The organism is Candidatus Thiodiazotropha sp. AKAK2 (assembly GCF_058244685.1).
This window is the reverse complement of the sequence record NZ_JBSYOP010000029.1, coordinates 126,626-142,730: the sequence shown is the minus strand read 5'-3', so window position 1 is coordinate 142,730 and position 16,105 is coordinate 126,626. Positions and strand designations below refer to the sequence as shown.

16 protein-coding genes and 1 tRNA gene are annotated in these 16,105 nt (G+C 53.5%); 10 read left to right on the top strand and 7 right to left on the bottom strand.

Annotated features, from left to right (window positions below; all coding sequences use genetic code 11):
- The first annotated feature begins 47 nt into the window (after positions 1-47).
- From AC4IE8_RS13125 to mazG, 9 genes are all read left to right on the top strand, one after another.
- Positions 48-224, top strand: a complete 177-nt coding sequence (locus tag AC4IE8_RS13125) for an SEC-C metal-binding domain-containing protein (RefSeq protein ID WP_071891821.1) — start codon at positions 48-50, stop codon at positions 222-224.
- 178 nt (positions 225-402) lie between these two features.
- Positions 403-475 (top strand) — tRNA-Lys (locus tag AC4IE8_RS13120).
- Positions 476-798: 323 nt separating this feature from the next.
- A complete protein-coding gene (locus AC4IE8_RS13115; RefSeq protein ID WP_490791207.1) occupies positions 799-1,941 on the top strand; it encodes a slipin family protein in 1,143 nt (380 codons plus the stop codon).
- A 140-nt stretch (positions 1,942-2,081) separates the two neighbouring features.
- Entirely contained in the window at positions 2,082-3,029 is a 948-nt protein-coding gene (locus AC4IE8_RS13110; RefSeq protein WP_490791206.1) for a hypothetical protein, read from the top strand.
- Between the two features lie 13 nt (positions 3,030-3,042).
- Positions 3,043-4,242 (top strand): RtcB family protein, encoded by a 1,200-nt coding sequence (locus tag AC4IE8_RS13105; protein WP_068991382.1) that lies wholly within the window; start codon positions 3,043-3,045, stop codon positions 4,240-4,242.
- Between the two features lie 52 nt (positions 4,243-4,294).
- The gene (locus AC4IE8_RS13100; RefSeq protein WP_068991379.1) at positions 4,295-4,474 is read left to right on the top strand and encodes a hypothetical protein; all 180 of its coding nucleotides are present in this window, start codon (positions 4,295-4,297) and stop codon (positions 4,472-4,474) included.
- 239 nt (positions 4,475-4,713) lie between these two features.
- Positions 4,714-4,917, top strand: a complete 204-nt coding sequence (locus tag AC4IE8_RS13095) for a dodecin family protein (protein ID WP_068991376.1) — start codon at positions 4,714-4,716, stop codon at positions 4,915-4,917.
- A gap of 72 nt (positions 4,918-4,989) precedes the next feature.
- A complete protein-coding gene (gene lysM, locus AC4IE8_RS13090; RefSeq protein ID WP_068991373.1) occupies positions 4,990-5,421 on the top strand; it encodes a peptidoglycan-binding protein LysM in 432 nt (143 codons plus the stop codon).
- A 321-nt stretch (positions 5,422-5,742) separates the two neighbouring features.
- On the top strand, positions 5,743-6,540 hold the full coding sequence (gene mazG / locus AC4IE8_RS13085) for a nucleoside triphosphate pyrophosphohydrolase (protein ID WP_490791205.1): 798 nt from the start codon (positions 5,743-5,745) through the stop codon (positions 6,538-6,540).
- A gap of 122 nt (positions 6,541-6,662) precedes the next feature.
- Here the strand turns inward: mazG and ftsH are convergent, their stop codons facing one another.
- Entirely contained in the window at positions 6,663-8,594 is a 1,932-nt protein-coding gene (ftsH, locus tag AC4IE8_RS13080; protein WP_490791204.1) for an ATP-dependent zinc metalloprotease FtsH, read from the bottom strand.
- A 195-nt stretch (positions 8,595-8,789) separates the two neighbouring features.
- Positions 8,790-9,410 (bottom strand): 23S rRNA (uridine(2552)-2'-O)-methyltransferase RlmE, encoded by a 621-nt coding sequence (gene rlmE / locus AC4IE8_RS13075; RefSeq protein WP_069006135.1) that lies wholly within the window; start codon positions 9,408-9,410, stop codon positions 8,790-8,792.
- A gap of 355 nt (positions 9,411-9,765) precedes the next feature.
- On the opposite strand from rlmE, the gene yhbY reads away from it, so the two are divergent.
- Entirely contained in the window at positions 9,766-10,062 is a 297-nt protein-coding gene (yhbY, locus tag AC4IE8_RS13070) for a ribosome assembly RNA-binding protein YhbY (protein ID WP_069006324.1), read from the top strand.
- A gap of 73 nt (positions 10,063-10,135) precedes the next feature.
- On the opposite strand, the gene greA is transcribed toward yhbY, so the two are convergent.
- From greA to trxC, 5 genes are all read right to left on the bottom strand, one after another.
- On the bottom strand, positions 10,136-10,612 hold the full coding sequence (greA, locus tag AC4IE8_RS13065) for a transcription elongation factor GreA (RefSeq protein ID WP_069006136.1): 477 nt from the start codon (positions 10,610-10,612) through the stop codon (positions 10,136-10,138).
- Between the two features lie 24 nt (positions 10,613-10,636).
- Positions 10,637-13,849 (bottom strand): carbamoyl-phosphate synthase large subunit, encoded by a 3,213-nt coding sequence (gene carB, locus AC4IE8_RS13060; RefSeq protein ID WP_490791203.1) that lies wholly within the window; start codon positions 13,847-13,849, stop codon positions 10,637-10,639.
- Between the two features lie 45 nt (positions 13,850-13,894).
- Complete coding sequence (locus AC4IE8_RS13055) at positions 13,895-14,200, bottom strand: GxxExxY protein (RefSeq protein WP_490791222.1); 306 nt, start codon at positions 14,198-14,200, stop codon at positions 13,895-13,897.
- Positions 14,201-14,313: 113 nt separating this feature from the next.
- Positions 14,314-15,450 (bottom strand): glutamine-hydrolyzing carbamoyl-phosphate synthase small subunit, encoded by a 1,137-nt coding sequence (carA, locus tag AC4IE8_RS13050; RefSeq protein ID WP_490791202.1) that lies wholly within the window; start codon positions 15,448-15,450, stop codon positions 14,314-14,316.
- 163 nt (positions 15,451-15,613) lie between these two features.
- Positions 15,614-16,057 (bottom strand): thioredoxin TrxC, encoded by a 444-nt coding sequence (gene trxC, locus AC4IE8_RS13045; protein ID WP_490791201.1) that lies wholly within the window; start codon positions 16,055-16,057, stop codon positions 15,614-15,616.
- Positions 16,058-16,105: the final 48 nt, after the last annotated feature.

Here is a 16,105-nt window from a genome sequence, read left to right as displayed (position 1 = left end):
CATGAGACACAACCGATACGATAAAACAGACCACTCCTTTTGAGAGCATGAGTAAACGACGCAAAGGATTTCCCTCCGAGACACAGGTTAAGCGCGGTGTTCGACTCGTTCATGGTGACAAGGAGCTGATCGAAAAGCTCGGTCGAAACGATCCCTGCCCATGTGGATCCGGCCATAGATTTCAAAAACTGTTGTCTGCAAAGCAAGTGCTACGAAAGCACTAACAGAGACAACTATTTCAGATCATGAATAGATCTCTCATCCGCCGAGGTTCGACTCCTCGCGGTTGACACAAGTCCTCATAAAGACTCAAAGTGACAGCGGCCGGGTCTCGGCATGGCCCGCCGGCACAGCTTGCCGTGCAATCCTGTGTACCGCACACGAGTAGCTTGAAGACACCACGTGGATATAGCTCAGTGGTAGAGCAATCGACTTTTAATCGATTGAACGGAGGTTCGACTCCTCCTATCCGACTCTGGTAAGGGCCTTCACGCCCAGCGGTTCAACTCCGCTTAGTTTCCACAACCAAGCAACGCCCCAGCGGCGTTCATTGAGATGTTTTTTAATGGATCGCTGCAACACTTGCAGCGCCCGCGTTCGACATGGTGCATTGGGTCAGCTGGAACGCCATCAACAGACAACCCGGCAATGGAGTGTCGTTTTGTTTTGTCGACCGCATTCCCGCCCACCCTCTCGCCCCAACCGATCCCGCGCTGCAGGTGTGGGGCCAAGCTTTTCCGAAACACATCATCCGGTGTGTTTCGAAAAAGCAATCATTAATCAACAAGGAGAAAAACAATGTTTGCAACTAAGCGCATCGTTGTGGCCCAGCACGAGCGCGGTTTTCTGTTTCGTGACAGTCAGCTGATCGAGGTGCTGGAGCCTGGTGTCTATCGCCACTTCGACCCATTCAATCGTGTAAAGATCGAACTGCACGACCTGGGCCAGGCAGTATGCAGCAATAAAAATGCTGAGTTCCTGTTGCAGGACGCCAAGGATCTACTGGGCTCCTACCTGGAACTGGTGGACCTGACCGAGCATCAGATCGGTGTGGTCTATCGGGACAACAAGTTCATCGATCTGCTGGCGCCGGGTGAGCGCAGGATCTACTGGAAGCAGCCCTACAGCTTGCGTGTCGACCGAGTCGATCTGCACAACGATCTACCGGTCTCCAGGCATCTGGTGGAGACGGTCTTCCGTTCCCGGGGTGGCGTTGTGGCGCGAGAGCTGCAGCCCTATATCCATACCGCCGAAGTATCGGACCACTACCTCGGTCTGCTGCTGGTTGACGGTGAGTTACGCGAAACCCTGAAGCCTGGCTTTCACGCCTTTTGGGCGGTCAAGCGGCACGTTAAGGTAGAGCAGTTGGATACCCGTGTGCAGTCGATGGAGGTGCAGGGTCAGGAGATCCTCTCCCGCGACAAGGTTTCGCTGCGTCTGAACCTGGGTGCTCAGTTTCAGATTGTGGACCCGGTAATGGCTCGCTCAAAGCTGCAGCAGCCCCTTGACTGGATCTATCGGGAGTTGCAATTCGGCCTGCGACAGGCGGTGGGCTCCCATGACCTGGATAAGCTGCTGGAAGACAAGGAGCGTGTCGACCGGGAGGTGTTTGACAAGGTCGCGGTCAGAGCAGCGGAAAATGGTTTTGAGTTGTGCAGTGTCGGCCTGAAGGATGTCATTCTACCCGGTGAGATGAAGGAGATTCTCAACCAGGTGGTTCAGGCCGAGAAGGCGGCTCAGGCCAACGTGATCAAGCGGCGTGAGGAGACCGCAGCGGCCCGTTCGCTGCTGAACACCGCAAAGCTGATGGACGAGAACCCTACCCTGTTACGTTTGAAGGAGCTGGAGACTCTGGAAAAGGTAACCGACAAGGTGGATCGTCTCACCGTCTTCGGCGGTCTTGACAGTGTCCTCAAGGATACTGTGAAGATCAATGTCTAACCGTATTAACCCGGCCATTAGGCCGGGCACCTAGGGCCTGTTACCAGGCCCTAAGCAAACACATCGGGAGTCAACCATGTACAAAATCCAACCTCCAAACAGCCAAACTATCTGCGCCTTAACAACCAAGGAGATAGAACATGGAGCAGAACGACTTACAGGAGCTGTTGGCATGTCTGCCTAAAGAGAGAACCCTCTATCCCTATTGTCAGGATTACTACGCAGTGCAACTGCTGCAACTCGCAGCAGAGAAGCATCCGTCGATCCAGGCCTTGAAGGGGTCCAGGTTTGGCCGACTGCTCAACAAACCATCGATTACCACGCTACTCAGCAATTGCGGCAATGGCGACATCAGCAGCGAACTGCTGAACAGCTATTGGCAGGAACCCGGCACCACCTACCTGGTTACCGCCGGTACCTGGGGCAGCAAATCCGACCGAACTGCACAGACCTCCAGGCCCGGCATCAATCTGGTGTTGCGTCTGAACTTCAACCATCAACATGACCAGATGTTTCGTCAATCGATCCACCCGGTTGAGGATGGTGCGTTCAATAACTGGGGTCATCCGGTACTGCAGCGAGGTGATCGCCGCTACTACCGGGAGACTCTGGCCTGGTCACGGCTGGATATCGACCTTCAACTGGGTGAAGTGCTGATCGAAGAGATCCAGAGCGACTGGGTCAGAGATGTCAGCTGGTTGAACAAGTGGCATCAATGCTGCGCAACCGATGAGCATCCGATGCATTGCTACAGCTTCAAAACCACCGCCGCACTGGCAGGTCGCTATTTGAAATTCATCGAACCACTGCTCAAACAGTGGAGTCAGGCGATGCTTGCAGCAACCATCGACTTTATCCACCGTGAACTGGGCCTGAAACGGATCTGGTTCCACAACTGGGAAGTCGGTAACTATCTGAAGCGTATCAAGGACAGCTATGCGCCACCGAGATCACTCTACACCAGCCTGCCAAAGCAGTTCTGTTTCGAACTGACAGATCAACTGCCTGGTCTGCTGAGTGACAGACGTACGATCAAACGATTACGCCGGGGAAAAATTTCGCCTCGTTTTTATAAACTGGAACTATGAGGAGGGTAAAACCATGCCTATTCTGCAAACACTCAACAAAGGAAAGGTGCCGGTCCATATCTGGACCGGCGATACGGAATCCACCGCACTGAACCAGCTGGAGAATGTATCCCGTATGCCTTTCATCCATCACCATGTGGCGGCCATGCCCGATGTTCATGCGGGTATCGGTGCAACGGTCGGCTCAGTAATTCCCACCAAGGGAGCGATTGTGCCGGCAGCGGTAGGTGTAGACATCGGTTGTGGTATGAATGCCATCCGGCTCTCCCTGAAAGCAGACGAACTGCCAGATAGCCTGCGTATGCTGCGTAACCGTATCGAGCAGGCGATTCCGGTCGGATTCGAAATGCACGATCGGGATCCGGTCAAACGCTCAACCATTGTGCCTTTGGCAAAACGGCTGGATCAGATTCTCAATCGGCATCCGGCGATCGCCAGGATGCAGCGCAAGCGACCCTACGACATCTGGGTTCGGCAACTGGCGACTCTGGGAGGCGGCAATCATTTCATCGAGCTCTGCCTGGATGAAAATGACGCAGTCTGGGTCATGCTGCACTCCGGTTCCCGGGGTATCGGCAATGTGATTGGTCGCTATTTCATCGAGCTGGCACGCAAGGATATGGGGGATCAGCTGGGAAGACTACCGGACCGGGACCTGGCCTACTTCAGTGAGGGCGCTCAGCATTTCGATGATTACTTCGAGGCGGTCGATTGGGCCCAGGACTATGCCATGATCAATCGCCGGGAGATGATGCAGCAGTTGTTGGATCTGTTGGGGAGGCATCTGCCTCACTTCACCATCACCAAAGAGGCAATCAACTGTCACCACAATTATGTGGTGCGGGAACACCACTACGGCGCCGAAGTCTATGTCACCCGTAAAGGCGCCATACGTGCAGGTGAAGGGGAGCTGGGAATCATCCCCGGTTCGATGGGCGCCAAATCCTATATCGTCCGAGGCAAAGGTAGTGAGGCCTCGTTCTGCTCCTGCTCCCATGGTGCGGGACGCCGTATGTCCCGTTCCAAGGCCAAACGACAATTCAACCGGGCCGATCTGGAATCCCAGACCCAGGGGGTGGAGTGTCGCAAGGACAAAGGGGTGATCGATGAGATTCCCGGTGCCTATAAGGACATCGACCAGGTGATGACCAACCAGAACGACCTGGTTGAAGTGGTACACACCCTGAAGCAGGTGATGTGTGTAAAAGGTTAAGTGGGCCGGGGCAAGGCCCATTTATTATAGGGTTAATAATGAGGAGTTTCTGATGAAGAAAAAAGCTCACAGGTCACGCAATCTGTTGCACAATCACCCGATGCTGCGCAAAGGTGGTGTGCATGATAAATCCACCAAGGCCAAACGTAGGAAGGAGAAACAAAACCTGCGCAAGGCGTGGTTTTCTCTGAGCACAGATTGTGTGTTGAGAGAAGACCACGCCGCTGTGTAACCATTTGACTTACATGGACTCTGAACAATCCAACAGGCACAACATTGACTTACTGCTGAAGCAAATTTAAAACTTTTGTGTCTTTCCCGCCCACCATCTGGCGTAATTTTCCCGGTCACCTATGCTACAGACTGTGTCTGAGGTTGCTGAAAAACACCATCCGACATTGCCAAGAAAAAAATTTCGACTTTGTGATTGATGTTGAATCACGGATCACCCACCCCATGAGGAGAGACCATATGTCAGTTGCAAAAGTTACTGAAATCATCACTTCATCCAGTAAGAGTTTTGATGACGCTGTCACCAAAGGAATTAAACGGGCCAACAAGACACTGAAAAACATCAAAGGGGCCTGGGTTAAGGACCAACAACTGTCGGTAAGCAATGGCAAGATCACCGAGTACCGGGTAACCCTGAAAGTCACCTTTGTATTGAAGGACTGAATGACCCATCGAGCGGGGTATTCAGCAGCTGAGACCACACAACAACATAAATTACGATAGGAGCATACAGCAATGGGACTGTTCGATTTCGCAACCGATTTAGGCAAAAAACTGTTTGGTAAGGATGACGATCCGGCAGAGAAGATAAAACAGCAGATTGAATCGGACAATCCGGGGATTCAGGATCTGGATGTCAGCTATGATAACGGCAAGGTGATCCTGTCAGGCAATGCGGAAACTGCTGACGCTTTGGAAAAGGGCGTATTGATCGCCGGGAATGTTGTCGGTGTCAGCGAAGTGAGTGCCGATGGTGTGACAGCACCGGAGCAACAGGCGAAGGTGGAATACTATACGATCGTCAGTGGTGATACGCTATCAGCAATCGCCAAACGTTTCCTCGGCAATGCGTCGGCTTACCCGAAGATTTTTGAAGCAAACCGGGAAGTGATCAAGGATCCCAATCTGATCTATCCTGGACAAAAGATCCGCATACCCATGGATTAACCGATTAAGCTGATAATAAGGCATGGTTGGCTCATTGAATCCCCGTAACAACGGGGATTTTTTTTACCTGCCGTTTAAGATAGAGGGATCTCTTTTGACCGTGAATGGACACTAAACTATCCTGCGGGCAGAGCATGTTGTGTATGATGCCTCCGGCTCTTCCACCCAAAGGTAATCTCTTAATTGACCCATTCCATCCAAATGATCTCTCAGATACAGATCAACGGACTGTATCGGTATAAAAATGATAGCTATCCGTAGTAATTCTTGCATTAATAGAGGTTAGTCAGAACCAGCAACGTTAAGCCGGAAACAATCCCTATGGAAGCTATGCAACGATTACTCGAAATCATGGGCCAGTTACGGGATCCAGATAGAGGTTGCCCCTGGGATCTGCGCCAGACCTACAGCACCATCGTGCCCTATACCCTCGAAGAGGCCTATGAAGTCGCCGATACAATTCAGCGGGGTGAAATGGATGAGCTGCGGGATGAGCTGGGTGACCTGCTGTTCCAAATCGCCTTTTACAGCCAGATCGCCCGGGAAGAGGGTCATTTCGATTTCAATGATGTCGCAAGCGGGATTTGTGAAAAGATGATCCGCCGCCACCCCCACGTGTTCGCCGATGCGGAGTATCAGAGTGACGAACAGTTGCGCCAGGCCTGGGAACAGCAGAAGGCGGAAGAGCGTGCTGGACAGAAACAATCATCACCAGCGAGTCATATGGATGGCGTGGCCCACGCCCTGCCGGCGCTGATCCGAGCGGAAAAACTGCAGAAGAGGGCTGCGCGGGTGGGATTCGACTGGCCCGATCCACAAGGAGCATTCGATAAAGTCAGCGAAGAGTTCGATGAAGTTCGTCATGAGCTGGAAAACTTCAATCGGCAACAGCTGCAGGATGAACTGGGGGACCTGATATTTGCCATGGTCAACGTGGTACGCCTGTTGGGTATGGATGCGGAACAGACTTTGACACAAGCCAATATGAAGTTTGAGAGACGTTTTCGCGCCTTGGAACAGACGCTGCTGCAACAGGGGATTACTGACTTACAGACTCAAAGCCTGGAGCAACTTGATGCAGTTTGGGAGCAAGTCAAAAAAGCAGAGCAGCAGAATTGATCAAGGGCGATGAATTTCCGGATTAGGATCGGTAACGGGAAAACGAAAGCAGGCTGTGATGATAGAGAGGTTTTTTTGGAGAGGATCAGCGGCCAGCATCAAAGCTGGCCGCTGGTGAGGTTTTAATGTTGGCCTGCAGGACCACCAATGGGGCCCGGCACATCATCGGACGATGGGGACTCACCGGAAGGTCTTGCTCCATCATCTGAATCCATATCGTTATCCACCCAATCCTTCGGCGGCCGAGGGGGCTTGCCTTCCATGATGTCGTTGATCTGTTGCGTATCGATGGTCTCGTACTTCATCAGCGCGTCGGCCATCACATGCAACTTCTCCAGGTTCTCATTGAGAATACTCTCGGCCCGGTCATAGTTGCGGTCGATGAAATTTCTGATCTCTTCATCAATGGTATGGGCGGTGTCGTCAGAGACGTTCTTGTGCTGGGTCACCGAGCGTCCCAGGAATACCTCTTCCTCTTCCTCGCTGTACATCAACGGTCCAAGGCGTTCCGACAACCCCCATTTGGTCACCATGTTGCGCGCCAATTCAGTGGCCCGCTTGATGTCGTTGGAGGCGCCGGTGGTCACTTTATCGATACCAAAGATCAGCTCTTCAGCAATACGGCCACCGAAGAGGCTGGAGATCTGACTCTCAAGATGCTCTTTGCTGTAGCTGTAGCGATCCGCTTCCGGCAGAAACATGGTCACACCCAGCGCCCGTCCCCGGGGAATGATGCTCACCTTGTAGACCGGATCGTGGGAAGGCACCAGTCGACCGACAATGGCATGCCCCGACTCATGGTAAGCGGTGAGTTTCTTCTCATCCTCACTCATTACCATGGTACGGCGCTCAGTACCCATCATGATCTTGTCTTTGGCCTTTTCCAGCTCTTCCATGCCTACCAGGGTTTTATTGGCGCGGGCAGCAAACAGTGCGGCTTCATTCACCAGGTTGGCCAGATCGGCTCCGGAGAATCCCGGTGTACCCCGGGCGATGATCGCCGGTTTCACATCTTCACCGGCAGCCACCTTGCGCAGGTGTACCTTGAGAATCTGCTCACGACCGCGCACATCAGGCAGTGGGACCACCACCTGACGGTCGAAACGTCCTGGACGCAGCAGTGCTGGATCGAGTACATCAGGCCGGTTGGTGGCCGCGATCACGATCACACCTTCATTGCCTTCGAAACCATCCATCTCCACCAACAGCTGGTTGAGGGTCTGTTCACGCTCATCGTGTCCACCGCCAAGACCGGCGCCGCGATGACGACCTACCGCATCGATCTCATCGATGAAGATGATGCAAGGGGCATGTTTCTTGGCCTGTTCGAACATGTCACGTACCCGCGAGGCACCCACACCGACGAACATCTCCACAAAGTCAGAACCTGAGATGGTGAAGAAAGGTACCTTGGCTTCACCCGCAATGGCCTTCGCCAGCAGGGTCTTACCGGTACCCGGTGAACCGACCATCAGCACACCCTTGGGAATCTTGCCGCCAAGCTTCTGGAATTTGGAAGGATCGCGCAGAAAGTCCACCATCTCGGTGACCTCCTCCTTGGCCTCTTCCACACCGGCCACATCGTTGAAGGTGACCTTCACCTGATCTTCACTCAACATGCGTGCTTTGCTCTTGCCGAATGACATGGCACCTCTTCCGGCACCACCACCCTGCATCTGCCGCATGAAAAAGATCCACAGGCCGATCAGTACAAACAGAGGAAACCAGTTGATGAGGATATTCATCAACAGGGAGGGTTTCTCAGGTCGCTTGGCCACGATCTCCACATTACTGTTCAGCAGATCGCTGACCAGCATGTTGTCGCCCGTGCTGTAGGTAGAGAATCTCTGACCTGAAGTCAGGGCACCGCTGATTTCATGGCCATTATTCCCGACCTCGACTAATTCCACCTCCTTCACCTGTCCGGTCTTGACGTTGGAGATGAATTCCGAATAGCTCATCGGCTGAGCCTTGGGCTGGGTAGTTGAAAAATTGTTGAACACCGTCATCAATACGATGGCGATCACTACCCAGAGAATTAAATTTTTTGCCATGTCATTCAAAACGTAAGAACCTCTTGATCTCACTCCGGCGGCTGCCGGTATATCTGTCCACACTGGCATCCGTGTGGTGGTTATTCTGTGACATCTCTACTCGCTGGCTGTTAGGGATAGCCGATTTGGCGGCTAAAAACCTGAATAAAAATGTGCAAACATCTGATTTTTTTGGGCTTACTGGTTGGTACGGTACTACATCTTAAAGTTCCCTGCTACTAAATAGATCTCCCTGCTCTTGGCCCTCGATGAATCCGGCTTACGGCTGGCTACTCGGGTAAATGAGCTGCGTACCTCTCGCAAATAGTCATCAAAGCCCTCGCCCTGGAACACTTTAACGACAAATCCGCCACCTGGCTTTAGGGTTTCACGGGCAAAATCCAGTGCCAGTTCGCAAAGATAGATCGATCTTGGCTGATCCACACTGGCCATACCAGTAACATTGGGCGCCATGTCAGAAATTACAAGGTCTATTGCGGCACCATCCAGTAGATTTCGCAATGAATCGAGGGGCTCTGTCTCACGAAAGTCACCCTGTATGAACTCAACCCCGGCAATCGGGTCCATCGGCAGAATGTCGAGGGCGAACACCTGACCTTTGTCGCCAACCAGATCCCGCGCAATCTGACTCCAGCCTCCAGGCGACGCACCCAGGTCCACCACTTTCATTCCAGGTTTGATCAACCTGTCTTTTTCCTGGATTTCCAGGAGTTTGAATGCTGCTCTGGAACGATACCCTGCCTTCTGTGCCTGCTTCACATAGGTATCGTTAAAATGTCTGTCCAGCCACTTGCGACTGCTTTTGCTGCGCTTCATGAAATCTGCTTACCCGCTCTGTAATCGCAAATACAATCTTAACCCAAGACCGGAAAAACTTTTCTGGGATTGGGGCTTAACCCTGTCTGACAATAAACCATATACAACCTATGGTTATTTTTTAGTCTGTAAATGAATGCGAATATTCTCAAATTATGGCTGGTGTAGTAAGAGATTGAGTGCCTTCTCCACACCTCACGAACCGACCTAAAAACCACAGAGCAAGGATTCAATCTGTCTACTTCAGTAATATTTTCGTTTATTCCGTTCATTTGCAGATTTAAATTCTCAACCCCTTCCTCATCACAGGTAATCAGGATAGAATCCGCCTCCCCTAATCGACATGGCCAATACAATGCCCCTGACCTCCGAGCAGACCAGATCACTGAAAAAACTCGCCCACCATCTGAAACCGGTGGTGATGATCGGCCAGCACGGTTTGAGTGAAGGCGTTATCGGCGAAATCGACACCAGTCTCGATGTGCATGAGCTGATCAAAGTCAAACTGGCAGGCGCGGATAAAAGCGACCGGGAGGCACTGAGTGCCGCCATTGTCGAGCGTCTCTCAGCAGACCTGGTGCAAATTATCGGACGGGTAGCGATATTCTACCGGGCGAACCCCAAGAAGAAGAAAAACAGAATCGTCATTTGATGATAGAGGCCGGGGAACGCCTGCATAGCTGACCAGAGACTGGCCATGCTGGCCGAAACAGCCTCAGGCGAGCCTATTCGTAACGCACTTCCAGAATCTCAAACTCCCGGTCACCGCCAGGTGTGTTGAGGAACACATCATCCCCTTCCTGTTTACCGATCAATGCTCTGGCAATCGGTGAACTGACTGAAATCAGGCCATGCTTGATATCGGCCTCGTCATCACCCACGATCTGGTAGGTGAACTCTTCATCGTTATCCAGTTCCAGCACCACCACGGTGGCGCCAAAGACCACTTTGCCACCGGCATCCAGTTTGGTGACATCGATGATCTGGGCATGGGAGAGCTTACCCTCGATATCTTTGATACGCCCCTCAATGAAGCTCTGCTGCTCACGGGCCGCGTGATATTCCGCATTCTCTTTCAGATCACCATGCTCACGGGCTTCAGCGATCGCTTTGATCACTTTGGGTCGCTCGACAGTTTTCAATTGCTTCAGCTCATCTTGCAGATTAGCAGCTCCACGAGCAGTCAACGGTACCTTGTTCATTGCACTCTTCCTCTGTTAAGCCGGTTACTGCTGATGCAGGTCTTGCAGTCGGTTGACGTTGAGTTCATCCAACTGTTTGAGGGCCAGACTGGTCGCCTCGGCACCTGAAATGGTGGTGGTGTAGCTGACCTTGTGCTGCAGAGCGGTACGTCTGATCTCCGCTGAATCGGCAATCGCCTGGACACCTTCAGTGGTATTGATGATGAAACTGACTTCCTGATTCTTGATCGAGTCGACGATGTGGGGGCGCCCCTCCATCACCTTATTCACCCGGGTACATTCAAGCCCCGCATCGAGCAGTGCCTGACAGGTACCACCTGTGGCGCTCAGGGTAAAGCCGAGCTCAACCAGATCCTGTGCCACCTGTACGGCACGCACCTTGTCCGCATTGCGCACGCTGAGCAGGGCCTTGCCACCCTGGGGCAACTGATAGCCCGCACCCATGATCGACTTGTTGTAGGCTTCACCAAATGTGACGCCGACACCCATCACTTCACCGGTTGATTTCATCTCCGGCCCCAGTACGGTATCCACACCGGGAAATTTAACGAACGGGAATACCGCCTCTTTCACGAAATAGTTCTCAGGCACCACCTCTTTGACGATGCCCTGCTCTTTCAGACTGGTACCCGCCATACAGCGGGCAGCAATTTTTGCCAGCTGCATACCGGTCGCCTTGGAGACAAATGGCACAGTCCGGGAAGCCCGTGGGTTCACTTCCAGCAGATAGATCTGATCATCCTTGATGGCAAACTGAGCGTTCATCAGACCCACCACTTTCAACTCCAGCGCCAGCTTGCGCATCTGCTCACGCATCCGGTCCTGAATGGCGGCAGACAGGGTATAGGGAGGCAGTGAGCAGGCGGAATCACCGGAGTGAACACCCGCCTGTTCGATATGCTCCATGATACCGCCGATGAGCACCTCCTCACCGTCGCAGATCGCGTCGATATCCACCTCGATGGCGTCATCCAGAAAGCGATCGAGCAACACCGGAGAGTCGTTGGAGACACTCACCGCTTCCCGCATATAGCGGCGCAATTCGTTCTCGCGATAGACAATCTCCATCGCCCGGCCACCCAGTACGTATGAGGGGCGCACCACCAGGGGATAGCCGATCTCTTCGGCCAGTTTGACCGCACTCTCCGAATCACGGGCGGTACGGTTTGGCGGCTGTTTGAGATTGAGTTTCTCGACCAATTGCTGGAAACGCTCCCGATCTTCCGCCAGATCGATGGAATCGGGACTGGTGCCGATGATCGGCGCACCGGCCGCCTCCAGGTCGTTGGCCAGTTTCAGTGGGGTTTGACCACCGTACTGGACGATCACGCCGGCAGGCTGCTCTTTATGAATGACCTCGAGCACATCCTCCAGTGTCAGCGGCTCAAAGTAGAGTCTGTCTGAGGTATCGTAGTCGGTGGAGACGGTTTCCGGATTACAGTTGACCATGATGGTCTCATAACCATCTTCACGCATCGCGAATGCAGCGTGGACACAACAGTAATCGAACTCGATTCCCTGGCCGATACGGTTCGGGCCACCACCCAGCACCATGATCTTTTTACGCTCACTGGGTAGCGCCTCACACTCCTCCTCATAGGTGGAGTACATATAAGCGGTGCTGGTGGCAAACTCTGCTGCACAGGTATCGACCCGTTTGAATACCGGGCGGATTCCAGCCTGGTGGCGACGCTGACGGATCTCGGTTTCACTGGCATCCACCAGTTCCGCGATACGCCGGTCGGCAAAGCCTTTACGTTTCAGAAAACGCAGCCGCTGCTCATCCAGACCTTCAAGACCCTGTCCGGAAATCTCTCGCTCGATGTTGATCAGCTCTTCAATCTGGATCAGGAACCAGGGATCAATGGCACAGATATCGAAGATCTCTTCCAGGCTCATGCCATAGCGGAAACACTCGGCCACATACCAGAGCCTGGCCGGTCCGGGCAGCCGGATCTCTCGCACCAGAGTATCTTTAACATGCTCTTCGTTGAGATCGAGGATCTCGTTGAGGCCATACTTACCGATCTCAAGCCCGCGCAGCGCCTTCTGCATCGACTCCTGGAAGGTACGGCCAATCGCCATCACCTCACCCACGGATTTCATCTGGGTGGTCAGGCGGTCATCGGCCTGAGGGAATTTTTCAAACGCAAACCGGGGCACCTTGGTGACCACATAGTCGATGCTCGGTTCGAAGGAGGCCGGTGTGGCGCCACCGGTGATCTCGTTCTGCAACTCATCCAGGGTATACCCAACCGCCAGCTTGGCCGCCACTTTGGCGATTGGGAAGCCGGTGGCCTTGGAGGCCAGCGCCGAGGAGCGGGAGACCCGGGGATTCATCTCGATGATGATCATCCGCCCGTTTTCCGGATTGATGGCGAACTGCACGTTCGAACCACCCGTCTCTACACCGATCTCACGCAATACCGCCAGGGAGGCGTCACGCATGATCTGGTACTCCTTGTCGGTCAGCGTCTGGGCCGGCGCCACGGTGATCGAGTCACCGGTATGCACCCCCATGGGATCGAGGTTTTCGATCGAACAGATGATGATGCAGTTGTCATTTCTGTCCCGTACCACCTCCATCTCATACTCTTTCCAACCGAGGATCGACTCCTCGATGAGCAGTTCACTGGTGGGAGAGAGATCGAGTCCGCGGGTACAGATCTCAACAAACTCTTCCGGGTTGTAGGCGATACCACCACCGCTGCCACCCATGGTGAAGGAGGGGCGGATGATCGCCGGATAACCGATTTGAACCTGTACCTGCTGTGCCTCTTCCAGACTGTGGGCAATCACCGAGCGGGGCATGTCCAGACCGATCTTACGCATCGCCTGACGGAACAGATCCCGGTCCTCCGCTTTGTCGATCGCCTCTCTGGAGGCGCCGACCATCTCCACGCCATATTTTTCCAGCACCCCTTCGCGCACCAGATCCAGCGCCGAGTTGAGTGCGGTCTGTCCACCCATGGTGGGCAACAGGGCATCCGGTCGCTCTTTCTCGATGATCCGCTCAAGGGTACGCCAGGTGATCGGCTCGATGTAGATGGCATCGGCCATATCGGGATCAGTCATGATCGTGGCTGGATTGGAGTTCACCAGGATGACCCGGTACCCCTCCTCTTTCAGAGCCTTACAGGCCTGAGCGCCGGAGTAATCGAATTCACAGGCCTGGCCGATGACAATCGGGCCGGCGCCAATGATCATGATGCTTTGTATATCTGTACGTTTTGGCATTAACTCTTGAGTCCGCAAAAAAACGCGAATGAACGCAAATATAAACTAAATAATCGATCTATCGTCATGTTGCCAAAAGACTCTTCGTACGCCTAGACGAGGTGTACCAAAATCCAGCAACAATCCAACACTTAACCCAGTCGCTCGAAGGTAGTTCATCACCTGGGCATGATGCTCCCTAGTCAGTTGCGACAAAGCCTTGAGTTCCACCAGCAGTTTGTTCTCAGCAACAATATCTGCCACGTAGCGCCCAACAGCCTGTCCTTTGTATCTGACATGTAAATTCTTCTGCCTCTCAAAAGCCAACCCAACACGTTTGAGTTCCTGACAGAGTGCATTCTCGTAAACCAGCTTAAAAAACCCGCCTCCAGTACATTGCTGCCCTCAAAACCACATCCAATGACGCGTTTGGATATGGCCTCTCCTTGCCGATCACCTACAAATCCATTTGCGTTCATTCGCGTTTATTTGCGGACTTCTATCAACTCGATAAAGTGATCGAAGACTGGGGCCACATCATGTGGACCGGGGCTGGCTTCCGGGTGTCCCTGGAAACTGAATGCCGGTTTGTCGGTGCGGTGGATACCTTGCAACGTACCGTCAAACAGTGAGCGATGTATGGGGGTCAGGCAGTCAGGCAGTGAGGCCTCGTCCACGGCAAAGCCATGGTTCTGGCTACTGATCATCACGTTGCCTTTTTCCAGATCCTGCACCGGATGGTTGGCGCCGTGATGGCCGAATTTCATCTTCACTGTCTTGGCGCCCGATGCCAGGGCCAGCAGTTGATGCCCGAGACAGATGCCGAATACCGGCAGATCGCTGTCGATAATCTTTCCGATGGCTTCAATGGCATAGTCACAGGGTTCCGGATCACCCGGGCCATTGGAGAGAAACACCCCGTCAGGCTGCATCGCCAGAACCTCTTCGGCGGGTGTCTGGGCAGGCACCACGGTGAGGCGACAACCCCGGTCCGACAACATCCGCAGAATGTTGCGTTTGACGCCAAAATCGTAGGTGACCACATGGTATGGCAGCGACTCGGAGGCTGCGCCATCCGGCAGCCCCTCTTCCAGTGACCAGGTGCCCTGAGACCACTGATAGCTGGCTGAGGTGGTGACCTCTTTGGCGAGATCCATACCTTTAAGACCGGGGAACCCCTGAGCCAACTTGCCGGCCGCTGAGAGATCCGGGGCATCACCGGCGATGATACAGCCGCTCTGAGCACCCTTTTCACGCAGAATCCTGGTCAGTCGCCTGGTATCGATACCGGCGATGGCAACCACACCATTACGCTCCAGATAGTGATCCAGCGACTCTTCCGAGCGCCAGTTACTGGTTATCAGAGGCAGATCCCGTATCACCAGGCCTGCGGCATGAATCTGGCCGGACTCCTCATCCTCCTGATTGATACCGGTATTACCGATATGGGGATAGGTCAACGTGACAATCTGCTGACGATAGGACGGATCAGTCAATATTTCCTGATAGCCGGTCATGGCGGTGTTGAAAACCACCTCACCGACGGTTTGTCCCTCGGCACCGATGGACTCACCCTGGAATTGGCTGCCATCTTCCAGGACCAGAACTGCTGGTTTTCTCAAGGATCTCTCCGTTACAGGCGTGCAAAAAGGGGCAGACCGCTAAGTGCCTGCCCCCTAAAAAATTCAAATGCTGCTCCGGGAATGAAAAGTGTTAAGAATCACCCCGGATCTGATGGCCGTATATTGTACTTTATGTCGGGTAAATCTGTCTATCCACTTGATCCTAGATTCCTATCAATTGGTTTCTGGTCCAGCTGACGATACCGGCCTGATCCATGGCGCCAGCCTGGCGGGCCAGCTCCTTACCCCGGTGGATCAGCATCAAAGTGGGAATACTGCGGATACCATACTGCATACCAAGCTGTTGAGCCTCTTCAGTATTCACCTTGATCAGCCGGATTTGCGGCTCTAACTGTTTCGCCGCCGCTTCGAAAGCCGCTGCCATCATTCTGCATGGCCCGCACCAGGGCGCCCAGAAATCGACCAGCAGAGGCAGCTCACTCTTTTGCAGATGACGTTTAAAACGCCCCTCATCGAGCGCCAGAGGCTGGCCAGTAAACAGCGGCTGGTGGCACTTGCCGCAATTAGCCTGTTCCGCTGAACGACCAGCCGGAAGACGATTGATGCCATCACAATGGGGGCATACCAGATGCACAAAATCACTCATGAACACTTACCTATCAGCCACACCTGGGCTATCGGCTGAAAATCACAA